We start from the raw sequence: 23,663 nt of genomic DNA on the forward strand, positions 1-23,663 counted from the left end.
AATTTCCGAGGTCAGCCGGCACCTGCTGGCTGTCGCCGCTGGGGCGGGCGGGCGGCTGCGCGACAGGGCGGGGGACGGCCGCGAAAAAACCAGGCAGGGCGCCGGCCGGCGAGGAACCTCGGTAGTGGGCGGCCGTTTCAACCGGCAATGAGCTTGCCTGGGTCCGTCCGGGTCGGACACCATCCCGGCCTGTCGGTGCCGGCCGGAGTCGCAGCGGATGTCGGACCAGCCTGGGGCGGACTTCTGGGGCGATGTCGCATGCGGCGGCGCCCGCCGCCACCCCGTCGGCCTCGGCCTGCCGAGCTTCTTCCTCGGCGGCTTCGAATGTTCGGCGCTCCGCCGGCCGGACGGGCACCGCCTCGACCTCCTTGCCGCCACCGACCACGACCGGCTCTGCGCGGGGGATTTCGGGATGCTGAGGCGCCACGGCATGGCGTCGGCCCGCGACGGCCTGCGCTGGCACCTGATCGAGACCGCGCCGGGCCGTTACGATTGGAGCAGCCTCCTGCCGATGGTGCGCGCCGCCCGCCAGGCCGGCGTGCGGGTGATCTGGGACCTGTGCCACTACGGCTGGCCCGAGGGGCTCGACATCTGGTCCGGAGCCTTCGTCGAGCGGTTCGCCGGGTTCGCGGCGGCGGCGGCGCGCGTGGTGGAGGCGGAATCGGGGCACCCCCCGATCCTGTGTCCCGTCAACGAGATCTCCTATTGGGCCTGGGCCGGGGGCGAGACGGGCCGGTTCGGCCCCGCCGCGTCGGGACGGGGCGCCGAACTCAAGCGGCAGCTCGTGCGCGCCTCCATCGCGGCGACGGCGGCAGTCCGCGCGGCCGTGCCGGAGGCGCGCTTCATCCACGCCGAACCCGCCATCCACGTCGTGGCCGGGACCGCCGAGCCCGACGCCGTCGCGGCGGCCGAGCGCCACCGCATCTCCCAGTTCGAGGCGCTCGACATGGTGAGCGGGCGGCTGGCGCCCGAGCTCGGGGGCGGCCCCGACATGATCGACGTCGTCGGCGTCAACTACTATCCCGACAACCAATGGTACGCCGGGGGCGCCACGATCCCGCTCGGCCATCACGCCTACCGGCCGCTGCGCGCCATCCTGGCCGAGGTTGAAGCCCGCTACGGCCGGCCTCTCATCGTCTCCGAGACGGGCGCCGAGGGCACGGCCAAGCCGGCCTGGCTGCATTACGTCGGCGGCGAGGTGCGGGCGGCGCGGCGGGCCGGGGTGGCGGTCGAGGGCATCTGCCTTTATCCGGTGCTGGACTACCCGGGCTGGGAAGACGACCGGCCCTGCGACGTCGGCCTGTTCTCAGCCGCCGACGCGCAGGGGCGCCGCCGGGTCGACCCGGATTTCGGCGACGAGCTGGCACGCCAGCGGGCCGGTGCCGTCCCGGCCGGGGCCGGCGCGAAAGAGGCGGCCCCCGCCGCCGACGCGTGGGTCGACGCGTGACCCTGCCGGAGATGGCGGAGCCCGCGCCGCGGGCCGAGCCCGCCCGTTTCGACGACACCGCCGAGGTCCCCCGGCATCTCGGCTCGGCCACCCGCTTCATCCTGCACCACGCGGCGCGCTGGCGGTGGCATTTCGGCGCCATCCTGCTGCTCGTCCTCGGCGCGGCGGGCTGCGCCGTCGGGGCGCAATACGTGCTCAAGCTGCTGGTCGACGCCATGGCGGGCCCGCGGGAGATGAACCGCGCCCTGGTGACGGTGGTGGCGGCCTTCCTGGCCTGCGTGGCGGGCGAGAGCCTGTTCTGGCGCCTGCTCGGCTGGGTCGTCTGCCGTACCACCGTGGGCGTCGGCGTCGAGCTGAGGCTCGACCTGTTCCACTGCCTCAGCGGCCAGTCCATGCGGTATTTCGCCGAGAACCTCGCGGGCTCGCTCGGCCAGCGCATCACCGGCACGGCGGGGAACTTCGGCGCCCTGACCAACACGGTGGTGTGGCGGACCCTGCCGCCTTCCATCGACGTGCTCGGCGCCGTCGTCATCTTCGCCACCATCGACCGGGTCCTGTCGGCCGTGCTCGGCGTGTCGGTCGTGGCCGTCACGGCGGGGCTGATCTGGTTCGGCGAGCGCGGCAAGCCGCTCCACGGTCGCTACGCGGGCGAGGCGGCGCGGACCGGCGGCGACCTCATCGACTCCATCTCCAACATGTGGACCGTCAAGGCCTTCTCGGCCCGCCGGCGGGAATGGCAGCGGCACGAGGCGCGGTTTCGCCGCGAGGCCGAGGCCCAAAGCGGCAGCTGGCTCTACCTCGAAAAGACACGCGCCCTGCACGACGTGGCGCTGTGGGTGATGGCCGGCACCATGCTGGCCTCGGCGGTGCTGCTGTGGAGCCGCGGCGAGGCGACGTCGGGCGACGTCGTGATCGTCTTCACCCTGACGTTCCGCATCCTCCACTCGTCGAAGGACCTGGCGCTGTCCCTGGTCGATATGGCGCAATACGTCGGCTTCATCGACGACACGCTGGCGGTCATCGGCCAGACCCGCGCCGTCCACGACGCCCCCGGGGCGCCGGCCCTGGCCTGCACGGGCGGGCGCATCGCGTTTCGCGGCGTCGGCTTCGGCTACGGCCACGGCCACGGCCGCCGGGCGCTGCGCCGGGTCGACCTCGTCGTGCCGGCCTGCCAGAAGGTCGGCATCGTGGGCCCGTCCGGCGCCGGCAAGTCCACCCTCATCCACCTGCTGCAGCGCCTGCACGACGTGACGGAGGGCGAGATCCTGATCGACGGGCAGCCGATCGCCGGCGTGACGCAGGACTCCCTGCGGGCCGCCCTCGCCGTGGTGCCCCAGGAGATCAGCCTGCTGCACCGCAGCGTCATGGACAACATCCGCTTCGCCCGGCCGAGCGCCACGGAGGCCGAGGTGCAGGCCGCCGCCCGGGCCGCCCATTGCGACCACTTCATCCAGGCGCTGCCCGAGGGCTACGACACGATCGTGGGCGAGCGGGGCGCCAAGCTTTCGGGCGGCCAGCGCCAGCGCATCGGCATCGCCCGCGCCTTCCTCAAGGACGCCCCGATCATCATCTTCGACGAGGCCACCTCGGCGCTCGACACCGAATCCGAGGTGGCGGTGCACCGCGCCCTGACCCGCCTGCTGCGGGACCGCACCGTGGTGGCGGTGGCGCACCGCCTGTCCACGCTGGCGGATTTCGACCGCATCCTCGTCGTCGACGAAGGCCGCATCGTCGAGGACGGCACGCCCGCCGAGCTGCGGCGGCGGGACGGCGCCTTCGCCCGCATGTGGCGCCTCCAGGCCGACGGGCTGGCGAACGACGATGTCGTCGGGGCGGCCTGAGCCGCCCGCCGTCCCCCGATCTCAGCCCGGCCCCAGCACCGCGATGCACATCGGCGTGCCGATCGGGAAGAGCCCGACCTGCGGGCCGAGCGCGCCGTCGCCGTCGAGCCGGAAGACCGCGATGGCGTCGCCGTTCTGGTTCGCCACGAGGAGATGGCGCCCCGCCGGGTCGAGGGCGAGGTTGCGCGGCGTGCGGCCGCCGCAGGCGCGGTGGCCCATCACGGCCAGCCGACCCGTGGCGGGGTCGAGCGCCATGTCGACGATGCTGTCGTGGCCGCGGTTGGCGGCGTAGACGCGGCGCCCGCCCGGATGGACCCTGATGTCGGAGGCGTGGCTGAGGCCGGCGGAGGCCGGCAGGGCCGGCACGGTGTCGATCATGGCGAAACCGCCCGTGGCGGCATCGAAGCGCAGGCTCGACACCGTCGAGGCGAGTTCGCAGACCAGCAGGGCGAGGCCGCCGTCCGGGCCGAAGGCGAGGTGGCGCGGGCCGCTCCCATCGGGCAGGCGCGTCACCGCGACGGGCTCGGGCGAGAGGCCGTCCGGCCCCCACCGGTAGGAGGCCAGGAGGTCGAGGCCGAGATCCGCCACCACGACGAAGCGCCCGTCGGGGCTGGGCAGCACGCAATGGGGATGGGGCCGCTCCTGCCGCTCGGGGTCGGTGCCGCGGCCCCGGTGGGCCACGCTGGCGCTGGCGGCGCCGAGCCTTCCGTCCGGGCCGAGGGGCAGCGCCGCGATGGCCCGGTCCGGCCCCTCGCCCTCGGGGACGCCGCCGTAGTTCGCCACCAGCAGGGTGCGGGATGCGGCGTCGAGGCTGCAATGGGCCGCCACGCTGCCGAGGCTCGTCTGCTTGTTGACGTAGACGAGGCGCCGCCTCGCGGGGTCGTAGCGATAGGCCGTGACGGTGCCCTCGTGCCAATGCGGCACCTCGGAGGTGGCGTAGACGCAGGAAGCGGCGGGATCGGCGCAGAGAAAGGTGGGGTTGTCGATGCTCCGCTCCTCGGCGACGAGGCGAAGCCTGCCGGTCTCGCCGTCGAAGGCCAGGACCGAGAGCCCGACGCCGTTCGCGTGCTCGAAGGGCGGTGTCGGGCGGTTGAGGCTGCCGACCACCATCAGCGTTTCGGCCATGTCCTGTCCTCCCGGGCGCTTCAGCGCGCCCCACCCCTCGATCGACGGCGGCGGTTCTATCCGGCCGCGGGCGCCGTGGCGATCCCGGACCGGCTTGCGCCGGCCGCCCGCATGGGCATGCTGCGACGGTCGCGGCGAGCGACGGGGCGTCCGGCCGCGGCGCACCCCCGAGCCTGCCGACAGGCTCGCATGCCACAGCTTGCGGGAGGAACGCCGAGCCATGTCCGCCCACCTCGTGTCCACCCCCTTCATGTCCGCCGCCCCGCCGCCCCGCCCCTGGGTGGGCACCGAGGGGCCGCGCTTCGTGACGCGGCCGGCGCACCGGCATTGGCTCATGGGACAGGCCCGCGCGCTGCTCGACCTGTTCCGGCCCGCCGCCCTCAACCCCCGCGGCGGCTTCTTCACCCTCGCCGACGACGGCACGCCGAACCCCGGGCGGCCCGGCCTCGCCGGCGTCGAGCGGCAGCTCCACGACACGTGCCGCACCGTGCATGGTTTCGCCATCGCCCACCTTCTCGGCCTGCCGGGCGCGGACCGCTACGTCGACCACGGGATGGCCTTCCTGTGGGACCGGCACCGGGACGGCACGCACGGGGGCTACTTTTGGGGCGTCGACGACGCGCGCGCGACCGAGCCCGTCAAGAAGGCCTATGGCCACGCCTTCGTGCTGCTGGCCGCCGCCTCCGCCAAGGTGGTGGGCCACCCCGATGCCGACCGCCTGCTCGCCGACGTCACGGCGGTGCTGCGCGACCGGTTCTGGGACGAGGCCGCCGGGGCGACGACGGAGGACTACACGGCCGACTGGGCGCCGCTCGAGGACTACCGCGGCCAGAACTCCAACATGCACCTCACCGAGGCGCTGATGGCGGCTTTCGAGGCCACCGGCGACGCCCGCAGCCTCGCCATGGCGGAGCGCATCGCCACCCTCATCATCGACCGCCACGCCCGCCGCGCGGGCTGGCGCGTCCCCGAACATTTCGACGCCGCCTGGCAGGTCGACCGGGCCTATGCTGGCGACCCCATGTTCAGGCCCGCCGGCACCACGCCGGGCCACGCGCTCGAATGGAGCCGGCTGCTCGTCCAACTGTGGGGCCTCGGGGGCCGCCGGCACGCCTGGATGGTGGAGGCCGCCGGAAACCTGTTCCGGCGGGCGGTGGCGACGGGGTGGGACGCCGGCACGGGCGGCTTCTACTACACGCTCGGCTGGGACGACGTGCCGGCCCAGGCCGACCGCTACTGGTGGCCCTGCGCGGAAGGCATCGGCGCCGCCGCGGCGCTGGGCGCGGTCGACCCGGACCCGGTCTTCGAGGCCTGGTACCGGCGCATCTGGGGCTTCGTCGACGACCACGTCATCGACCGGCGGTTCGGCGGCTGGATCCCCGAGCTCGACCCCGCCCTGAACCGGGTCTGCCGCGTCTTCACCGGCAAGCCGGACCTCTACCACGCCCTGCAGGCCTGCCTGCTCCCGCTGGTGTCCCCGGAGGCCGGCCTGACACGCGGGCTGGCCGGCGCGGGCGCCGCCGCCCTCCTCGGCAGCTGAGCGGCACCGTGCATCCCGCCGATGCGCCACCGCCGGCCCTGCGGGGCCGCTGCCTCGTGGACGGCGCCGCCGCCGGGCCCGTCCTCTTCACCGACACGGGCCTCAGCTTCTGGGGCGGGGTCGACCCCGCGACCGGCGAGGTCATCGACCGGCACCACCCGCTGAGCGGCCGCAACGTCGCCGGCGCCGTGCTGGCCATGCCGCAGGGGCGTGGGTCCTGTTCGGGCAGCGCCGTCATGCTGGAACTCATCATGAACGGCCGGGCGCCCGCCGCCCTGGTCTTCGAGACGCCCGACGACATCCTGACGCTCGGCGTCATCGTCGCCGACGAGATTTTCGGCCGCGCCATCCCGGTCCTCGGCCTGGGCGAGCGCTTCCGGGACGTCGCGGCCCTGTCCTGGGCCGCCGTGGCGGGCGACCGGCTGGCCGGCTGCCCGGCATCATTCCGCCCGCCGCGGCGCCCCGCCGTGCCGCCGCCGGACCTGGCCGGCCTCGCCGCCACGGCACGGGACCGCGCTCTGCTGTCGGGCGCGGCGGGCGAGGGCGCCCGCGTCGCCATGAGGATCGTCCTGCGCACGGCGGCCCTCGCGCAGGGCGCCGGCCTCGTCGACGTGACCCGGGTGCATGTCGACGGCTGCATCTACACGGGGCCGGCCGGACTGCGCTTCGCCGAGCACCTGCGCGACCGGGGCGCCCGCGTCGCCGTGCCGACGACGCTCAACGCCATCTCGGTCGACGCGCGCCGCTGGCGCGACCTCGGCGTCGACCCGGCCCTCGGGGTGCCGGCCACCGCCCTGGCCCAGGCCTACCTCGACATGGGGGCGCGCGACAGCTTCACCTGCGCGCCCTATACGCTGGACGCTCCCCCGCGCTTCGGCGAAGCCATCGCCTGGTCGGAGTCCAACGCCGTGGTCTTCGCCAACAGCGTCCTCGGGGCTCGCACCGCCAAGACGCCGGACCTGCTCGACATCTGCATCGCCCTGACGGGCCGGGCGCCGGGCGGCGGCCCCCATGGCGACGCGGGCCGGCGCGCCGGCCTCGCCATCGCGGTCGGGCCGCTCGGCGCCGCCGACGACAGCCTCTATCCCCTGCTCGGCCACGCCGTGGGGTCGCTCGCCCGGGACCGCATCCCCGTCGTCACCGGCCTCGAGGGGCTCGCGCCCGGCCCCGACGACCTCAAGGCCTTCGGGGCCGCCTTCGCGACGACCGCCTCGGCGCCCATGTTCCACATCCGGGGCGTCACGCCCGAGGCCGACGGGCTCGGCGACCCGGCGGGGCTGCCGGCCGAAACCCTGGGCCGCGCCGACCTCCTCGCGGTCTGGCGGCAGCTCGACATCGGCGCGGCCGGCGCCATCGACCTCGTGTGCCTCGGCAGCCCGCACCTGTCCCGGACGGAACTCGAGCGTCTGCGGCACCTCTGCCGCGGCCGCACCAAGTCGCCGCGGGTCGGCGTCACCGTTACCTGCGGCCGCGACACGCTGGCCGGCGCCGAGGCCGACGGGCTGGCGGCCGAACTCGCGGCCTTCGGCGTCCGGCTGCTGACCGACACCTGCTGGTGCATGATCGCCGAGCCCGTCATCCCGCCCGCGGCCCGGCGGCTGATGACGAATTCCGGCAAATACGCGCATTACGGACCCGGTCTCGTGGGCCGGGGCCTGCGCTTCGGGAGCCTCGAGCGCTGCATCGAGGCCGCCTGCACGAGCGTCGCCCCGGCCGACCCTCCGGGCTGGCTGGCGCCCTCCGGATGACCGACGCACCACGCGGGCCGCCGGATCGGCTCCGGCTCGGGATCGGGAGTGCCCCGGCTGTTGTGGCCCGGGTCGGTTCCCGGCATACGGGGATGCGACGATCCCGCGGCCGGCACGCGCCGCCGGCCCAGCAAGCGAAGGCTCCCCCCTCCATGGCCAAGGCCCCATCCTCGACGCCCGGCGGGCCGGTGCCGCTGGCCCGCGGCCGCGAGTTCCTGTCCATCCCGGGACCCACCAACGTGCCCGAGACCGTGCTGCAGGCCATGCACCGGCCGGCCGTGGACATCTACGCCGACGACCTGCTCGACACGACGCGCCAGTGCCTGCAGGACCTGAAGCCGGTGTTCCGCACGGCGGGCTCGACCTACATCTACATCGCCAACGGGCACGGCGCCTGGGAAGCCGTGCTGACCAACACGCTGTCGCGCGGCGACCGCGTGCTGGTGCTGGAAAGCGGGCGCTTCGCCCGCGGCTGGGGCGACCAGGGCGAGATGCTGGGCCTCGCCGTCGAGGTGCTGCCCGGCGGCTGGCGCCGGGCCGTCGACCCGGCCGCCGTGACGGCGCGGCTCCGGGCCGACCCGGAGGGCACGATCAAGGCCGTGCTGGTGGTGCAGATCGACACGGCATCGGGCGTCGTCAACGACATCCCGGCCATCCGGGCGGCGATCGACGCCGCCGGCCACCCGGCGCTCCTCATGGTGGACGGCATCGCATCCATCGGCTGCATGCCCTTCGAGATGGACCTGTGGGGCGTTGACGTCGCCGTGACCTGCTCGCAGAAGGGCCTGATGATGACGCCCGGCCTGTCCTTCGTGGCGGCCACCGACCGGGCGCGGGCCGCTCACCGCACCGCCGGCCTCCGCACCGCCTATTGGGACTGGACGGCCCGCGACATGCCGGAGAACTACCGCAAGTTCTGCGGCACCGCGCCCGAGCACATGCTGTTCGGGCTGCGGACCGCGCTGGGCCTGCTCTTCGAGGAGGGCCTCGAGCGCGCCTGGGCGCGGCATGCCGCCCTGGCCCGCGCCGTGCAGGCCGCCGTCGCGGTCTGGTCCGAGGGCGGGGCGCTCGACTTCAACATCGTGGCGCCGGCCGAGCGCTCGGCGGCCGTCACCACCATCCTCACGCCCGGCTTCGACCCCGAGCGGCTGCGCAGCTTCACGCGGGAGAACTGCGGCGTGGTGCTGGGCTCGGGCATCGGCGACCTCACCGGCCAAGCCTTCCGCATCGCCCACATGGGCTATGCCAACGCCCCCATGGTGCTGGGCACGCTCGGCGCGGCGGAAGTGGCGCTGCGGGCGCTCGGCCTGCCGCACGGCGAGGGCGGCGTGCAGGCCGCCGTGGCGGCGCTCGCCGGGCATTTCGCGCCCGAAGGCTGAGACCGGGCGACAACGGCCGGCGTCCATCCGGGCGGCGGGACCGTGGAAACCCGCCCGGGCCGAAGGGCGGCATGGTCCTCCGGCAGGAGGTCGATCGCCTCGGTGCCGCCGTCCATCCGCAGGCGCAGGCCGGTCAGCGCCCAGGTGCCACCCGTCTCGACCGCCTGAAGCGTGACCCGGCCCGACCCCTTGGGACCCGTGGCGGAGAAGTCGAGCGCGGCCCTGCCGGACGACCCGCTCGTGCCGATCGAGCCCATGGGGAAGCCGGTGGCGATGGGCGATCCCAGGAGGGCGGTGGCGACGCGGCTCTGTTCGAGCCGTTCCACCCCCAGGCGGTAGGCGTCGGACGTCTTCAGCGCGTAGAAGAGGCCGCCGAACATGGCCCCGAACAGGCCGACGACGGCGAAGGCGATGATGAAGCCCCACATCGCCCAGCGCCGCTGCACGCGCCGGAAATGCGCGACATCGTCCCAGCGCCCGTTGCGCCACGCCCAAGCGTTGCCCTTGGCGCCGAGCACGAAGGCCATGACGATGCCGACGCCCGGGACCAGGCACAGCAGCGCGATGAAGGTGTTGTTGCCGATCCCCCAGATCCAGTTGAGCAGGAAGGCGCCCCAGTTCCAGCGCCGGAGCTCGTCGGGCATGGGAGGCCGCCGCGGCCCGTCGTCGATGCGCGTCACGCCCCAGGCTCCCGACCGGTTCAACCGCCGGGAGCATGGGGGACGGCGCCGGCAGCGTCAAACGCCGCGGCCGGCCGCGACCGGCGACCGAGCGCGGCGGCGCTCCCGCGGCCCGCGGGTCACGCGGCGTGGCGGCCCGGCGGGCGGGTCCACAGGCCGGTGCGCGGCGGCGCGCCGACGACACGGTAGAGCGTCGGCTGGGCGGCGCCGATGCCGACGTGCCACAGCTTGCGCCAGGTCGGCACGGACAGGCGCCGCGCCCAGGGGTCGGGCGAGAAGCGCACGCGCTTGCCGATCTCGCGATAGACGCGCAGCGCCACCGCCACGGCCCAGGCCGAGCGCCAGGGCAGGCGCGCGATGCCGGTGCGGGCCGAGGCGTAGTAGCGTTCGGCGAGTTCCAGCAGGGCGTGGGTGGCCTCCACCACGTCGCGGCGGTTGGCGGGGTCGAGCACGAAGGCGGGCGTGACGGACGGCAGGCGGAACAGCTCGGCCGGCAGGTAGACGCGGCCGAGCCGCGCATCGTCCATCACGTCGCGGGCGATGTTGGTGAGCTGGAAGGCGAGGCCGAGGTCGCAGGCCCGGTCGAGCACGGCGCGGTCCTCCGGGTCGACCCCCATCACGATCGCCATGGTGACGCCGACCGCGCCGGCGACGCCGTAGCAATAGCTCAGGAGTTCGTCGAGGGTCGCGTAGCTTCGCTCCTCGACGTCCATGCGGAAGCCGTCGAGGATGTCGAGCGGCAGCTGCGGCGGGATGCGGTGCTTGGCGGCGACGCGGGCGAAGGCCGCGAAGGCGGGGTCCTGCTGCGGCAGCCCCGCCAGGGCCTCGCGCGTCCGCCGCTCCAGCATCGCCAGCCGCTCGGCCGGCGTGCCGGCCTGCTCCACCCGGCCCATGCCGCCGGCCTGCCCGTCGATGACGTCGTCGCAGTGGCGGCACCAGGCGTAGAAGAGCCGGGCGCTGTCGCGGGTTTCGGGGTCGAAGAGGCGCGCCGCGGCCGCGAAGCTCTTGGAGCCGGCCTCGATCGATTGCCGGCTCGTCTCGGACACCGCATCCATCATGCCGGCGCGATCCCCGCCGTCTCCAGGGCCTCGGCGGGCCCGACCGGCGTCGACAGGCCCGCGTCGGCCAGCATCAGCGCGGCCGTGGCCTTGGCGGAACCGACGACGCCCGGCACGCCCGCGCCCGGATGGGTGCCGGCGCCCGTCAGGTAGAGCCCGCCGACCGCCCCGTCACGATTGTGGGGCCGGAACCAGGCGCTCTGGGTGAGGATCGGCTCCAGCGAGAAGGCCGAGCCGTGGTGGCTGTTCAGCTCGTCGCGGAACTCGAAGGGCGTCAGCATGCGCGAGGTGACGAGGTCGCGCTTGAGGTTCGGGATGTAGTGCTTCTCCAGGTAGTCGAAGATGCGGTCGCGGTATTTCGGGCCCTCGACCTCCCAGTCGATGTCGGCGGTGCCGAGGTGGGGCACGGGCGAGAGCACGTAATAGGCGCTGTGGCCGGGCGGGGCGAGCGAGGGATCGGTGGCGTTGGGGGCGTGGAGGTAGAGCGAGAAGTCGTCGGCCAGCTTGTCCGACCCGAAGATCTCGGCGATCAGCTCCCGGTAGCGCGGCCCGAAGCACACGGTGTGGTGGGCGAGGCCGCGATGGTCGCCCTTGAGGCCGAAGTAGACGACGAAGAGCGACATGGAATAACGCTTCTTCGCCAGCCGCCGGGCCTCGTCCTGGCCGCGCGGGTCGTGGCGCAGCAGGTCGCGGTAGGTGTGCATGACGTCGGCGTTCGACGCCACCATCTCGGCGTCGAGCCGGCTGCCGTCCTCCAGAACGACGCCGGTGACGCGGCCACCCTCGGTGCGGATGTCGCGCACGGCGGCGCCGAGGCGGACCGTGCCGCCGATGCTCTCGAGGAGCCGCACCATGCCCTGGATGAGCGCGCCCGTGCCGCCCTTGGGGAACCACACCCCCCACTTGCGCTCCAGCGCGTGGATCAGCGCGTAGATGGCCGAGGTGCGGAAGGGGCTGCCGCCCACCAGCAGCGTATGGAAGGAGAAGGCCTGGCGCAGGTGCTCGTCCTTGATGAAGCGCGCCACGAGGTCATAGACGTTGCGGTAGGATTCGAGCTTCACCAGCGCGGGCGCGACCCGCAGCATGGACCTGAAATCCAGGAACGGCACGGCGCCGAGCCCGACGTAGCCCTTCTCGAAGACCGCTTCCGAGAAGGACAGGAACTTGCGGTAGCCGGCGACGTCCTCGGGCGACAGCTTGCCGATCTGCCGGTCGAGCTCCGCCTGGTCGTTGGCATAGTCGAACTTGACGCCGTCTTCCCAGCACAGCCGGTAGAAGGGGTTCACGGGCAGCAGCGTGACGTCGTCGGCCATGCGCCGGCCCGCGCAGGTCCACAGTTCCTCGAGGCAGGTCGGGTCCGTGATGACGGTGGGGCCGCCGTCGAAGGTGAAGCCTTCGTCCTCGTAGACGTAGGCGCGCCCGCCGGGCTTGTCCCGCTTCTCGAGCACGGTGACGTCGAAGCCGCCGGCCTGCAGGCGGATCGCGAGGGCGAGGCCGCCGAAGCCGGAGCCCACCACGACGGCCCGCGGGCGGGGGCCGCCGGGACCGGTGTCGGGCTTGAAGGGTGCGTTCATGGGGCGGTCACGAGGTTCGAGGAGTCCCGCAGGCAGCGGAGCGCGCGCAGCACCGGCACGGGTGGCCGGCCTGAAAGGAGGCGCGCCTTGTCATAGAGGGTGGAATGCCCCGCATAGAAGCGTGACACGAGGTCCGGGGACAGGCCGTAGAACCGCTGCAGCAGCCGGTAGCGCCCGTCGGGCTCGGCCGCCCGGAACAGCATCCTGTCGAGCAGGCGGTAGAAGCCCGCGGCTTTCCAGCACGCCACCGAATGCGCCCGCGTCTCGGCATGCAGGCGCGCCGCCGAAAGCTCGCCGAGCGCCGCGATCCGGTCGGCGAGGCGCACGGCGTCGGGCAGCGAATAGCCGGTCGTGGGGTGGAACAGGGCGGCCCGCAGGCCCGAGCGCGCCACCCCGCCCGCATCCGCCCAGAAGGCCGCGATGTCGCCGCCGAGCGCGATGGGCAGCACCCCCACCTCCTCGCGCAGCACCTCCGCCACGCGCCAGCCGCGGCGGCGGGCATAGTCCAGCGTTTCGCCGCGCAGGGCCCCGGGGTCGAGGGCGCGGTCGTCCGAATAATAGGTGTCCTCGACCAGCACCCGGTCGGGCGCGAAGGGCAGCGTGTAGACGAAGCGGAAGCCGTCGCGCTGCGGCACGGTCGCGTCCATGATGACGGGCTCGGCCTGGCCGTGCGGCGCGGCGGTCCGCAGTTCGACGCCGACGAACTTCTGGAAGGCGATGCGCAGGTGCGGGCTCGGCCGGTAGCCGCGCCCGTCGATCACGGCATCGGCCCGCATCTCCTCGCCCGACGCCAATGTCACGCGGTCCGGGCGCAGCTCCCGCACCGCCAGTCCCGTGCGGATCCGCGCCGCATGGGGCGCCATGACGGCGCGGAGCCGCTCGGAGGAGGCCGAGCGGTAGCCGAGCGGCAGCCGCCGCTGCAGCCTCGGGAAGGCCACGGCGTAGCCGGGCCAGGAGGCTGCCACGAAGGGCTCCATCCAGCCCTGCTGGGCGGCCGTGAGGTCGCCGGCGTGGAACGACCAGGTGTGGTTGCCGCCGAGCGTTTCGCCGGCTTCGAGGATCGTCCAATCGACGTCGGGCCGCAGGGCGGCGAGGCGGTGCGCGATGAGGCTGTTGGCGAGCCCGCCGCCGACCAGGATCAGGCGCATGGAAGATTCCGGTGGAGGTGGCGGGCCAGGAAGGCCGGGACCCGCTCCTCGTAGTCCGAAGCCGCGGCACCCGCCAAATCCACGTGACCCGCCCCGTCGACGAGCCAGAGCTCCTTCGGGCCGGGGGCGGCGGCATGGAGGGCCCGGGTTTCAGAGGGCGTGGTGGCCCGGTCGCGCGCGCCGGAGGCGACCAGGACCGGGCCGGGATAGCGCGCCAGGGCTTCGATGGGTCGCAGGTCGGCGGGACGCAGGCCCGTGAGGCCGGTGCCGATGGCGAGGAAGGCGGGCGCCACGGCGTGGCCGAGCCGGGCGCCGAGCGCCACGGCGAGGCGGTTCACCACGGCGGCCCGGATGTCGGGGAAGACCGATTCGAGCACCATGGCGTCGACCGGGGCGGTGCGGCTCGCCAGCAGCAGCGCCGCGCCCCCGAGCGAGATGCCGACCGCGCCGACGCGTTCCCCGGGCGCCGCGGCCCTCAGCCAGGCGAGCGCGCCCTCGGCGTCGCGGGCCTCGAGGTGGCCGAAGGTGATGGACCGGCCGGGGCTCTCGCCGTGGGCCCGGAAATCCACCGCCAGCACCGCCATGCCGGCCCGCGCCAGCAGCACCATGCGGGAGGCCAGCATGCGCCGGTCGGCGCGGATGCCGTGCAGCAGCAGCACGGCCCCCTGCCCCGGGCGGCCGGGCGCGTACCATCCGGCGAGGGCCTGGCCGGTGGCGGACGGGACCGTGACGGCCCGCGCACCGATTCCCTCCGGCGGCGGCCCCACCACGGCCCGCGCCGGGGACGCCATGCCGCGCACCGCGACGGCGCCGGCGGTGACGGCGGACAGCAGCAGCGTGACGAGGACGGCGGCGAGGGCGAGGAGCGCGATCATCGCGGACCGGCCGCGCAGGACCGGCCGGGACGGCACCGGCGCGGGTCGTCGGGCTCGCTGGTCTCGTGGCCATCCATCGCGCTTCGCCCGGCTCCCCATGCTGCGCGCCATCCATACCGACGAGCCGAGGCCCCGCATAGGCGTGCCGCTTGCATGACGGGCGCGGACGGCCCTCAATCGGTCATCCCTTCCCGAAGCCGCGATCGACGCCATGCAGCATATCGACATCGATGCCCTCGCGGTGGTGCTGGCCGTCGCCAAGCGCATGAGCTTCTCGGCGGCGGCCCGCGACCTCAACCGCAGTCAGGCCGCGGTGTCCCTCGGCATCGGCCGCCTGGAGAAGCAGCTCCGACACCGCCTCTTCGAGCGCACGCCGCGCGGCGTGGTGGCGACGCCGGCCGGCGAGATCGTGGTGGCGCATGCCCGCCGCATGCTGGCCCTCGAGGACGAGCTGATCCAGGCGCTCGACGGCGATGCAGGCTCGGAGCGCGTCCGCCTCGGCCTGCCCGACGACTACGTGACGCATGTCGGCACCTCGGTGCTGTCCCGCTTCGCGGCATCCTGGCCGCGCGTCGGCGTCGAGATCACCTGCGACTTTTCCCGCCGGTTGGAGGTCCTGGTGGGCGCCGGAGACCTCGACCTCGCCGTCATCACGCGGGGTCGCCGGTCGACCCTGGGCGAGAAGCTGCGCGACGAACCCCAGCTCTGGTGCGCGGCGCCCGACAGCCTGCCGGAGCGCGAAGCCGTGCTGCCCGTGGCCCTGTTCAACGACCAGTGCCGCGCCCGGCCGCTGATCCTCGATGCCCTGGCCGACAGCGGGCGGGCCTGGCGGCTGGCCTATTCCTGCAGCCACCTCCACGGGATCTATGCCGCGGTGGAGCGCGGCGCCGCCACGGTGCTGCCGGCCTCCTGCATACCGGCCCGCTTCCGTGTGCTCGGGCCGGAGGCGTCGCTGCCCGCCCTGCCGCCGCTCGAACTCGCCCTGCTGGTGCCCGACGGCGCCGGCGTCATGGCCCGGCGCCTGGCCCGCACCTTGCGCGACGGCTTCGGCCCGGATCAGGCGCCGGCGGAGCCCGCCATGGCCTGAGCCGACGCCGCCAGAGCCTCCGCGGTGGCGGCGATATCCGCCTCCCCATGCGCGAAGGACAGGTAGATGCGGCCGAACGGGAACGGCATCAGCAGCACGCCGCGCTCGCGCATGGCGCCGTGGAGCCGGGCCGTGAAGGCGGGGTCGGCGGCGGCGAGCGCCGCGGCGTAATCGGCGGGTGGCACGGGGCCCGGCCAGACCGTGAAGACGCTGCCGAAGCCCGTGGTCGACACCTGCGTGCCGGCCGCCGCGAAGGCCGCCACCACGGCGCCGCGCACCCCCTCTCCTCGCTCCAGGAAGGCTGGATAGTCCTGGCGTTCGAGTTCCGACAGGGTGGCGAGCACGGCCGCACAGGCGAGCGGGTTGCCGCTGTAGGTGCCGGCCCGCGCGGCCCGGCCGTCCTCCAGGGCCGCCATGACGTCGGGTCGGCCCAGCACGGCCGCGACCGCGATGCCGCTGCCGATGGCCTTGCCGACTGTCGCGAGGTCCGGATCGAGCCCGAACCGATGGGCGGCGAGGCCGGGGCCGAGCCGGAAGCCCATCAGCACCTCGTCGGCGACCAGCAGGGCGCCGTGGCGGCGCGCCGTCTCCTGGAGGTGTTCGAGGTAGCCGGCGCGGGCCGGGATGCAGCCGGCATTGGCCAGCACGGGCTCGACGATCACGGCCGCGATGTCGGGACGCTCGGCGAAGAGCGCCTCCGTGTCGGCCTCGTCGTTGTGCCGCAGCAGCACCATGCGGCCGTTGTCGGGGCGCGCATTGCCGAAGGGCCGGGCCTCGGCCGAGCCGGCATTGCCGAGCGCCTGCTCGTCGTACCAGCCGTCGTAGCCGGCCGCCATCTTGGCGACGCGCGAGCGCCCCGTGACGGCTCGGGCGACCCGACAGGCGAGGTGGACGGCCTCGCTCCCCGAATTGGTGAAGGCGACGCGCGTCAGGGGGCCGGCACGGGCCGCCAGGGCCGCCGCGGCCGCCTCCTCGGCCCGATGCGCGAAGGCCGGCAGCGGCCCGTCGCGCAGCGCCCGCTCGCAGGCCGCCGTCACGGCCGGGTGGGCGTGGCCCAGCACCGTGCCGCCGAAGCCCAGCGCCGTGTCGATGTAGCGGCGGCCCTCGTCGTCCCACAGGTAGGGACCGGCCGCGCGGGCGATGGTGAGGGCGCGCCCCGGCAGGGCGCGGCCGGCGCTGGAGATGCCGCCGACCAGATGGGTGAACATCACGCGTCTAGAGTCCGAAGAGGTGAGGGAGCCACTCGGTGAGCGGGGGCGCGACGGCCAGGAGGAAGACGCAGGCCAGGGCCGCGACCCAGTAGGGGGCGAGCCAGCGCGACACCGCGCCCATGTCGACCCGGCCCACGTTGCAGACCACGAAGATGTTGGTGCCGATCGGCGGGGTGAAGAGGCCGATGCCGAGCGTCACGATGAACAGCAGGCCGATCTGGTATTCGCCGAAGCCGGCCGCGCGGACGATGGGGTGGAGGATCGGCGCGAGGATCACCAGTGCCGGGCCGAGGTCGAGCCAGAAGCCCACGACCTTCAGCAGCACCAGCACCAGGGCCAGGGTGGCGAAGGGGCCGGTCTGGAGTCCGGTGATCCAGGAGGCCGCCAGCATGGGCACGCGCTCCACCGTCAGCACCCAGGCGAAGGGCGTCGCCACCGCCATGACCATCATGATGGCGCCCGTGGTGGCGAGCGCGTCGCGGGCGATAGCGGGAAGGTGGGAAAGCCTCAGCTCCCGATAGACCAGGAGGCCGGCCAGCAGCGCATAGATGACGGCCAGCCCCGCCGCCTCCGTGGCCGTGGCGAAGCCGCCCACGATGGAGCCGAGGATCAGCAGCGGCATCACCAGCGCCGGCACCGCCTTCGCCAGGTCGGCCCCGAAGCTGCGGAGGTCGGGCCGGCGCTGCAGGCGCGGGAAGCCCCGCTTCAACCCGATGCCGTAGGACACCAGCATGAAGGCCGCGCTGACCAGCAGGCCCGGGATGATGCCGGCGACGAACAGGCCGCCGATCGACGTGTTGGTGATGACGCCGTAGAGGATCATCACCACGCTCGGCGGCACGATGATGCCGAGCGTGCCCGAGGCGGCGGTGACGGCGGCCGAGAAGTCCCGCGGATAGCCCCGGGCTTCCATGGCGGGGATCATGATGGCGGCGACGGCGCCGGTGTCGGCCGTGGCGGAGCCCGAGATCCCGCCGTAGACGAGGCAGGTCGCCACGTTGGCGAGGCCCAGCCCGCCGCGCAGGCGCCCGAACAGGCTTTCGGCGACGCCGACGATGCGGCGCGTGAGGCCGCCCGCGTTCATGATGCCGCCGGCCAGCAGGAACAGCGGGATCGACGAGAGCGTGATGCTGTCGGCGCCGTGCAGCACCTGCTGCGAGAACCACGACAGCGGCAGGTGCAGGTTGCCGGCCGAGATGGCGACGAGCGTCGCCGCCGCCATGGCCCAGACCACCGGGATGCCGAGCAGCAGCAGCGCCAGGAAGCCGCCGATGAGGAGGGCGACGATCACAGCGGCAAGCCCGTGGCGTCGTCCGGCAACGCCGTGACGGGACCGGGTTCCGCCGCGGCGCCGCGGCGCAGGAGGCGCTGCAGCGCGATGAGGCAGAGGCTGGCGCCGAGCAGCGGCGCCGCGGCCGTCTGCACGCCGCCGGGCCAGCGCAGCAGCGGCGTCGGCACCCAGCCCGAGCGCGACAGGGCCGCGAGGCCGCTGGCCACGAGGGCGCCTCCAACGATCAGCAGCAGCAGGGCGCCGAACCGCTCCAGCCCGGCCTGCCAGGCCCTTGGCAGCCGCGCCCGGACCACCTCGAAGGCGGCGTTCTCCCGCCGGGCCTCGGCGAGGGCTGCGCCGAGGAACGTCGTCCAGACGAAGGCGAGGCCGGCGACCTCGTAGGACCATTCGAGCCCGGCGAGGTCCAGGAACCGGGCGGCCACCGCCAGAAGCGTCGTCGCCACCATGACGAGGAGGGCGAGGAGGCCGAGACCGGTGAGCCCCGCGAGGGCCAGTCGCTTCACGGTGCGGGCTTGGCGGCAGCCGCCACGACGGCATCGACGAAGGGCTTGCCCCAGACCTGCTGGTAGTGGGCATAGACGGGGGCGACCGCGGCCTTGAAGGGCGCGGGGTCGACGGTGTTGACCACGACGCCCTTGGCCTTCAGCTCCGAAAGCACGCGCGCGTAGGTGGCGTCGAGCTGGCCGCGGTACCACGCGACCGTATCGGCGGCGGCCTTGTCGACGGCGCCGCGTTCGGCCGCCGTCAGGCCGTCGTAGCGCTCCTTGTTCATGTACCAGACGTTCGCCGTCCAGATGTAGTTGGAGATCGACAGGTATTTGGCGACCTCGAACCATTTCTGGTCCTGGTAGTCGCGCAGCTCGGGCTCGACGCCGTCGACCACGTGGGACTGGAGCGACGTGTAGACCTGGCCGAAGGGGATGGCCTGCGGCAGGGCGCCGAGCGCCTTCAGCGTGTCGAGGATGACGGGGATCGGCGGGGTGCGCAGCTTGAGCCCGACGAGGTCGGCCGGCACCGCGATGGGCCGCTTGCTGTCGGCGAAGTCGCGGAACCCGGAGTCGAGGAAGCCGAGGAGACGGAACCCGCGGTCCTGCCCCAGGGCCTTCAGCGTCTGCCCCGCCGGGCCGTCGAGGACGGCATGGGCGTCGGCGAGGTCCTTGAACAGGAACGGCAGGGCCAGGACGTTCAGCTTGGGGTCGATGCCGTCGACGACGCCGCCGAGGCCGATGTCGATCGCCCCCGAACCCACGCCCTCGGCGATGGGGCCTTCGTCGCCGAGTTGGCCGGCGGGGAAGTCCTGGACCGTGACACCGCCCTTCGTCTCGGCCTTCACGGCGTCGGCGAAGCGCAGCACGGCCTGGTCGACGAGGCTCCCGGCGCTGCTGGCATGGCCCAGCCGGAGCACGGTCTCGGCCGAGGCCGCGCCGGCACCGAGCAACAGGAGGGCGCAGGACGCCGTGGCGCCGAGGAATCGCAGTCTGCCCGTCATGGTCAAGCCCCGGTCCGTTGTTGCGGTGTCGGGGGGATTGTCGCGGAGCGGAGCGCCCCCGGTCAAAGCCCTTCGGGCGTTCCACGTCCTCGATTTTGCGAGACCGCCATCGCGCGGGCTTATGGGCGAGGCCGGCGCCGCGGGCGGAACCTCAGTCGAAGAGATCCGGCCGGCGCAGGCGCAGCGTCTGCACCAGCGCCAGGGTCTTCATGTCGGCGATGGCGTTGCGGTCGGCCATGTCGCGCAGTTCGGCGAGGGGCACTTCGAGCACGGTGATGTTCTCGTGTTCCTCGGCGAGGCCGCCGCCCGCGCCGGTGCGGTCCTCGGCGGCATAGGGGGCGAGGAAGAGGTGCATGCGCTCGGTGGAAACGCCGCACATGGTCCAGACGTGGCCGGCCTCCTCCACGTCGCCGAGCCTCACCCCGACCTCCTCCTCGGCCTCACGGCGGGCACAGTCGGCCGGGTCCTCGCCGTCGTCGCGCAGGCCGGCCGGCACTTCGGGGAAGTCGCAGGGGGCGCCCATGAACAGCACCGGGGCGCGGGGCAGCCGCACCAGCAGCGCCGTGCGGCGCTCGGGATCATAGGGCAGCACGGCCACGGCGGGGCCGTGGTCCTCGATCTCGCGGTCGAACGCCACGCCGTCGTCGCCCGACAGGGTCGCGACGCGGAGCTTGAGCCAGCCGTCATGGGCGAGCCTGGTGGAGCGGATGGCGACCATCGTGTCCTCGTCGAGGTTGCGTTTCCCGCCAGGATAGGGCGTCGGGACGGCGGGGGCGACCCCTGCGCGGCCGGCGCCCGCCGTCACGGCACGGCCGGCCCCGACCGCCTGACCGCGGCGGCGAGCGCCAGGGCCAGCAGCGTCGCGCCGGCGAAGAGCGCCGCCACGAAGCCGGCGACGCCGGCCCAGCCGCCGGCCGTCCAGAAGGTGCCGCCGAGCGTGCCGAGCACGCTCGACCCCAAATAGTAGCTGAGCAGGTAGAGCGAGGCGGCCTGGGCCTTGTTGGGGCCCGCCAGCCCGCCCACCGTGCCGCTGGCGACGCCGTGGCCGGCGAAGAAGCCCAGCGTGACGAGGGCGATGCCCAGCACCACGGCGGCCAGCGGGGCGAAGAGCGTCGCGCCGACGCCGAGCAGCGCCACCGCGAGGGCCAGCGCCATGACGGGCGCGCGGCCGAGCCGGTCCGCCAGCGTGCCGGCCAGGGTCGACGACAGGGTACCGAGGAGGTAGAGCGTGAAGATGAGGCCCTCCTGGGCCTGATCGAGCCCGTAGGGCGGCGCTTCGAGCCGGAAGCCGGCGTAGTTGTAGATCGCCACGAAGCCCCCCATCGCCAGGAAGGCGAAGGCGTAGACGGCGAGCAGCCTCCGGTCTGCGAGGGCGCCGCGGAAGGCGAGGGCCTGCGTCCGCACATCCACGGCCCGGGCGCGGAAGTGGCGCGAGGCGGGCAGCAGCAGCAGGAAGCCGAGCGCGTTGAGCAGCCCGAGGGCGCCGATCGTCGCCACGGCGGCGCGCCAGTCGAAGGCTTGCGCCACGAGGCCGGTGATCACCCGCCCGCCCATACCGCCGACGGCCGTGGCGCCGACGTAGATCCCCATGGCGAGCCCGAGGCCCCGCGCTTCCGTCTCCTCGGCCAGGTAGGTCATGGCCACGGCCGGCACGCCGCCGAGCGCCACGCCCTCGAGGGCCCGGGCGAGCAGGAACAGGGGCCAGCTCGGCGCCGCCGCCGCGACGACGTTCAGGGCCGAGGCGGCGAGCAGCGACAGCATCATGACGGACTTGCGGCCCTTGAGGTCCGACAGGGTCGCGGCCGCCACGATCGACAGCGCCAGGCAGGCGGTGGAGAACGAGATGGAGAGCGAGGCCGCCGCCGCATCCACCCCGAAGGCGCGCGACAGCGTCGGCAGCAGCGGCTGCGGGCAGTAGAGCAGCGAGAAGGTGGCGAAGCCGGCGAGGAACAGCGCCAGGCTGGTGCGGATGTAGCGCGGCGAGCCGACCCGGTTGTGGGTTTCGGCCCCCGATGGCTCCGGCGTCGCGGGCCCGCCGGCGAGCGCGGCGGCGTCGGGCAGCGAGCCCGTCTCGAGGCTCGGGGCCGCGGGAGCTTGGCCCACGGCGTTTTGGAGGTCGTCTCTGCGCGGCACGGGCGGTCTCCGGTTCGGCGTGCCCCGGGGCGGCACTCGGGCTGCACCGGGGCTCCACCTCGGGCGGCGCAGCCCTATGTCCATGCCGGGGCCGGCCGACCGGCCCCGACACGGGACGCGATCGATGCCGGCTTCTGCCCATGGTTCTACGCCCTCCGGCCCGCCGGAGTTCGATCCGTTGATCATGACGGCCCTGTTCGACGCGCAGAGCTTCGCGGCGCTGGACGGGCTGCGGCGGCGGTATTTTCCGCCGGCGCTGAACCGCGTGCCGGCCCACGCGACCCTGTTCCATCACCTGCCGGGCGAGAGCCTGCGGGCGGTCGTCGAGCGGCTGCGCGAGGTTTGCGCCGGCACCGGGCCGCTGGAGTTCACCATGGCGGAAGCCCGCTCCCTCGGCCGCGGCGTCGCCCTGGCGATCGACTGCCCGCCCCTGATCCGCCTGCGCGCCGGCCTCGCCACAGCCTTCGCCGACCGGCTCACCGCGCAGGACCGCCAGGGCTACCGGCCCCATGCCACGGTGCAGAACAAGGTTTCGGGCGAGGAGGCCCGTGCCACGCTGCGCGCGGTCGAGGCCCTGCTGCCCATCGCCGGACGGATCGAGGGCCTCGCCCTGTGGCACTACCGCGGCGGCCCCTGGGAGGAGGCCGGGCGCTTCCCGTTCACCGGCTGACCCGGGCGGAGGCGGCCGTCGCGGCACCGCCACGGCCGTCATCGCATCGCGGATGTCGGAACGAGCCTTGCGAGGCTCGATGTGGGCGTGCGCCGGGAGCGCGGTGCAGGATCGCGGCATCTTCGAGGGAGCCTTCTCGTTGGGCCGCCTTTCGAAAAACGGAGCCGGACCGAGACGGCATGGCTCACGCCTCGTTTTCCTCGCGGCTACCCGTGCGATGGGGCGCCAGGGGCGAGGCCAGCGGCAGGGTGATCGACCGCCGTCCTCATGGTGCAGGTGACGGCTGCGATAGGGCGAATGGGATCGGACTGTGGCACACCAGAGCGGGATTCGCCGTCTTGGAACTGCCTTCACGGTTCCAAGCCGACGAGACGGCTCTCGATCCGAAACTGGAGCGCGTTCGGACAAGGCAATGCGCTCTAGTCTCTACGACTCTTGAGAAGCACAAGAGCGCAGAATGCACGCCTATCGGACTCGGCCGCAACTCCGAGCTTGACGATGGCTTTTCTCGTTGCAGAGATAGCACGCTTCAATTCAGTCGGGCGAATAGGGTGGTCAGGCGTATAGTCGCAACGATGCCGCTTCGCCTGCATTGTGACATAAGCGTTGGCGAAATCTCTGATGTCTTGGGGAAATCCACGCTGACCAGCTTGTTTGCAGGCTTCACGGCTATGCGTATGCTCTAGGGCTCGATAGCACTGCGTCCAGGCATGGCTACTATGCGTGCCTGTTCGAGGGCCAGCGATGTAATCCGCACACATCGAAGCCAACTCGCAAAACAAAGCATAGTACAAGGTACTCATGCCGCGCCGCAGATCCGATTGCGTTTGCGAAGACGCAGGCCGATCCAGCAGATACTGGGCAGAGGAGATGAGATCTTGGCTACTCAAGCCGCCTCCGCAGCCTCTTCGGCTTCGGACCTGGACATGAAGCTGATCACAGGAAAACCTTTCTCGCCGACTTGATCGAGTCTTGGTCTCAGGTGACGTACGAGTTCAATCTCGCCCGAGAAGTCACTATCGGGCAACTCGTTCTCGACGACGATCGTCACCCAAAGAGTGTCGTCGTCAGCGAAGTCATCGTCATCACGATCTGTGCTGACGGATACGATGTGATCGCTGCCAAGTCGTTCGCGAACGACTGCATCGACGACGAGCTGGACGCCGTCGGAAACCATGGCGACCTCCTATTGCAACAGGCACGCACCACCGAGGCACGTTATGCCCTATGCAGTTGCAAAAGGCGAATGGCAAGTGGAGCGTTCCCCGCATGTCACCGCAGAGTCATCGGTCGCCCAGCCCTCCGGCCAGTGCCCGCTCGCCTCACGTGTCACCCACAAACATCATCACAGAAAACGACGATTGTTC

General features: G+C 73.3%; 19 protein-coding genes and 1 pseudogene. 7 read left to right on the forward strand and 13 right to left on the reverse strand.

The window, feature by feature from the left end:
- Window positions 1–217: 217 nt before the first annotated feature.
- On the forward strand, window positions 218–1,447 hold the full coding sequence (locus D3272_RS01530; protein WP_245496313.1) for a beta-glucosidase: 1,230 nt from the start codon (window positions 218–220) through the stop codon (window positions 1,445–1,447).
- A complete protein-coding gene (locus tag D3272_RS01535) occupies window positions 1,444–3,288 on the forward strand; it encodes an ABC transporter ATP-binding protein (protein WP_245496314.1) in 1,845 nt (614 codons plus the stop codon). Before D3272_RS01530 ends, D3272_RS01535 begins: the two co-directional genes overlap by 4 nt.
- A gap of 21 nt (window positions 3,289–3,309) precedes the next feature.
- Here the strand turns inward: D3272_RS01535 and D3272_RS01540 are convergent, their stop codons facing one another.
- On the reverse strand, window positions 3,310–4,413 hold the full coding sequence (locus tag D3272_RS01540; protein WP_129217305.1) for a lactonase family protein: 1,104 nt from the start codon (window positions 4,411–4,413) through the stop codon (window positions 3,310–3,312).
- A 220-nt stretch (window positions 4,414–4,633) separates the two neighbouring features.
- Between D3272_RS01540 and D3272_RS01545 the strand changes: the two genes are divergently transcribed.
- The 3 genes from D3272_RS01545 to D3272_RS01555 all read left to right on the forward strand — a co-directional run bounded on the left by D3272_RS01545 (window position 4,634) and on the right by D3272_RS01555 (window position 9,080).
- A complete protein-coding gene (locus D3272_RS01545; protein ID WP_245496315.1) occupies window positions 4,634–5,953 on the forward strand; it encodes an AGE family epimerase/isomerase in 1,320 nt (439 codons plus the stop codon).
- 8 nt (window positions 5,954–5,961) lie between these two features.
- A complete protein-coding gene (gene lhpI / locus D3272_RS01550; protein WP_129217306.1) occupies window positions 5,962–7,701 on the forward strand; it encodes a cis-3-hydroxy-L-proline dehydratase in 1,740 nt (579 codons plus the stop codon).
- Window positions 7,702–7,889: 188 nt separating this feature from the next.
- Complete coding sequence (locus D3272_RS01555) at window positions 7,890–9,080, forward strand: pyridoxal-phosphate-dependent aminotransferase family protein (RefSeq protein ID WP_129217454.1); 1,191 nt, start codon at window positions 7,890–7,892, stop codon at window positions 9,078–9,080.
- 95 nt (window positions 9,081–9,175) lie between these two features.
- Here the strand turns inward: D3272_RS01555 and D3272_RS28275 are convergent.
- The 5 genes and pseudogenes from D3272_RS28275 to D3272_RS01580 all read right to left on the reverse strand — a co-directional run.
- Window positions 9,176–9,724 (reverse strand): annotated as a pseudogene (locus D3272_RS28275) (cytochrome c oxidase assembly factor Coa1 family protein); the annotation flags it as partial.
- 155 nt (window positions 9,725–9,879) lie between these two features.
- Complete coding sequence (locus D3272_RS01565) at window positions 9,880–10,818, reverse strand: phytoene/squalene synthase family protein (protein ID WP_129217308.1); 939 nt, start codon at window positions 10,816–10,818, stop codon at window positions 9,880–9,882.
- A complete protein-coding gene (locus D3272_RS01570) occupies window positions 10,815–12,392 on the reverse strand; it encodes a phytoene desaturase (protein ID WP_129217309.1) in 1,578 nt (525 codons plus the stop codon). The genes D3272_RS01565 and D3272_RS01570 overlap by 4 nt, the downstream gene beginning before the upstream one ends.
- On the reverse strand, window positions 12,389–13,540 hold the full coding sequence (crtY, locus tag D3272_RS01575; protein ID WP_129217310.1) for a lycopene beta-cyclase CrtY: 1,152 nt from the start codon (window positions 13,538–13,540) through the stop codon (window positions 12,389–12,391). The genes D3272_RS01570 and crtY overlap by 4 nt, the downstream gene beginning before the upstream one ends.
- Window positions 13,531–14,415 carry an alpha/beta hydrolase gene (locus D3272_RS01580; protein ID WP_165361169.1) on the reverse strand — a complete coding sequence of 295 codons (885 nt, stop codon included), beginning with the start codon at window positions 14,413–14,415 and terminating at the stop codon, window positions 13,531–13,533. The genes crtY and D3272_RS01580 overlap by 10 nt, the downstream gene beginning before the upstream one ends.
- Window positions 14,416–14,626: 211 nt before the next feature.
- On the opposite strand from D3272_RS01580, the gene D3272_RS01585 reads away from it, so the two are divergent.
- Window positions 14,627–15,502, forward strand: coding sequence for a LysR family transcriptional regulator (locus D3272_RS01585; protein ID WP_129217312.1), 876 nt, complete (start codon window positions 14,627–14,629; stop codon window positions 15,500–15,502).
- Here D3272_RS01585 and D3272_RS01590 read toward each other — a convergent pair.
- The 6 genes from D3272_RS01590 to D3272_RS01615 form a co-directional block, all read right to left on the reverse strand.
- Window positions 15,472–16,710 carry an aminotransferase class III-fold pyridoxal phosphate-dependent enzyme gene (locus tag D3272_RS01590; protein ID WP_129217455.1) on the reverse strand — a complete coding sequence of 413 codons (1,239 nt, stop codon included), beginning with the start codon at window positions 16,708–16,710 and terminating at the stop codon, window positions 15,472–15,474. The two genes, D3272_RS01585 and D3272_RS01590, sit on opposite strands and share 31 nt — an antisense overlap.
- A 7-nt stretch (window positions 16,711–16,717) precedes the next feature.
- Window positions 16,718–18,004 carry a TRAP transporter large permease gene (locus tag D3272_RS01595; RefSeq protein ID WP_129217313.1) on the reverse strand — a complete coding sequence of 429 codons (1,287 nt, stop codon included), beginning with the start codon at window positions 18,002–18,004 and terminating at the stop codon, window positions 16,718–16,720.
- Window positions 18,001–18,507, reverse strand: coding sequence for a TRAP transporter small permease (locus D3272_RS01600; protein ID WP_129217314.1), 507 nt, complete (start codon window positions 18,505–18,507; stop codon window positions 18,001–18,003). The genes D3272_RS01595 and D3272_RS01600 overlap by 4 nt, the downstream gene beginning before the upstream one ends.
- Window positions 18,504–19,493, reverse strand: coding sequence for a TRAP transporter substrate-binding protein (locus tag D3272_RS01605; protein ID WP_129217315.1), 990 nt, complete (start codon window positions 19,491–19,493; stop codon window positions 18,504–18,506). The genes D3272_RS01600 and D3272_RS01605 overlap by 4 nt, the downstream gene beginning before the upstream one ends.
- Window positions 19,494–19,644: 151 nt before the next feature.
- The gene (locus D3272_RS01610) at window positions 19,645–20,211 is read right to left on the reverse strand and encodes an NUDIX domain-containing protein (protein ID WP_129217316.1); all 567 of its coding nucleotides are present in this window, start codon (window positions 20,209–20,211) and stop codon (window positions 19,645–19,647) included.
- An 83-nt stretch (window positions 20,212–20,294) separates the two neighbouring features.
- Entirely contained in the window at window positions 20,295–21,554 is a 1,260-nt protein-coding gene (locus D3272_RS01615) for an MFS transporter (RefSeq protein ID WP_428977957.1), read from the reverse strand.
- Between the two features lie 256 nt (window positions 21,555–21,810).
- Here D3272_RS01615 and D3272_RS01620 point away from each other — a divergent pair, with 256 nt between their 5' ends.
- Window positions 21,811–22,296 carry a 2'-5' RNA ligase family protein gene (locus D3272_RS01620; RefSeq protein ID WP_245496316.1) on the forward strand — a complete coding sequence of 162 codons (486 nt, stop codon included), beginning with the start codon at window positions 21,811–21,813 and terminating at the stop codon, window positions 22,294–22,296.
- Window positions 22,297–23,182: 886 nt separating this feature from the next.
- Here D3272_RS01620 and D3272_RS01625 read toward each other — a convergent pair.
- Window positions 23,183–23,473 carry a hypothetical protein gene (locus D3272_RS01625; protein WP_129217319.1) on the reverse strand — a complete coding sequence of 97 codons (291 nt, stop codon included), beginning with the start codon at window positions 23,471–23,473 and terminating at the stop codon, window positions 23,183–23,185.
- Window positions 23,474–23,663 lie beyond the last annotated feature (190 nt).

This window comes from Lichenibacterium ramalinae (assembly GCF_004137085.1).
GTDB lineage: Bacteria > Pseudomonadota > Alphaproteobacteria > Rhizobiales > Beijerinckiaceae > Lichenihabitans > Lichenihabitans ramalinae.

Excerpts from the sequence above, each read along its gene's own strand:
- crtY (WP_129217310.1), bottom strand. The coding sequence starts at position 13,540 with ATGCGCCTGATCCTGGTCGGCGGCGGGCTCGCCAACAGCCTCATCGCG.
- D3272_RS01620 (WP_245496316.1), top strand. The coding sequence starts at position 21,811 with ATGACGGCCCTGTTCGACGCGCAGAGCTTCGCGGCGCTGGACGGGCTG.
- D3272_RS01585 (WP_129217312.1), top strand. The coding sequence starts at position 14,627 with ATGCAGCATATCGACATCGATGCCCTCGCGGTGGTGCTGGCCGTCGCC.
- D3272_RS01625 (WP_129217319.1), bottom strand. The coding sequence starts at position 23,473 with ATGGTTTCCGACGGCGTCCAGCTCGTCGTCGATGCAGTCGTTCGCGAA.
- D3272_RS01540 (WP_129217305.1), bottom strand. The coding sequence starts at position 4,413 with ATGGCCGAAACGCTGATGGTGGTCGGCAGCCTCAACCGCCCGACACCG.
- D3272_RS01590 (WP_129217455.1), bottom strand. The coding sequence starts at position 16,710 with ATGTTCACCCATCTGGTCGGCGGCATCTCCAGCGCCGGCCGCGCCCTG.
- D3272_RS01545 (WP_245496315.1), top strand. The coding sequence starts at position 4,634 with ATGTCCGCCCACCTCGTGTCCACCCCCTTCATGTCCGCCGCCCCGCCG.
- D3272_RS01580 (WP_165361169.1), bottom strand. The coding sequence starts at position 14,415 with ATGATCGCGCTCCTCGCCCTCGCCGCCGTCCTCGTCACGCTGCTGCTG.
- D3272_RS01530 (WP_245496313.1), top strand. The coding sequence starts at position 218 with ATGTCGGACCAGCCTGGGGCGGACTTCTGGGGCGATGTCGCATGCGGC.
- D3272_RS01565 (WP_129217308.1), bottom strand. The coding sequence starts at position 10,818 with ATGATGGATGCGGTGTCCGAGACGAGCCGGCAATCGATCGAGGCCGGC.
- D3272_RS01570 (WP_129217309.1), bottom strand. The coding sequence starts at position 12,392 with ATGAACGCACCCTTCAAGCCCGACACCGGTCCCGGCGGCCCCCGCCCG.
- D3272_RS01610 (WP_129217316.1), bottom strand. The coding sequence starts at position 20,211 with ATGGTCGCCATCCGCTCCACCAGGCTCGCCCATGACGGCTGGCTCAAG.
- D3272_RS01605 (WP_129217315.1), bottom strand. The coding sequence starts at position 19,493 with ATGACGGGCAGACTGCGATTCCTCGGCGCCACGGCGTCCTGCGCCCTC.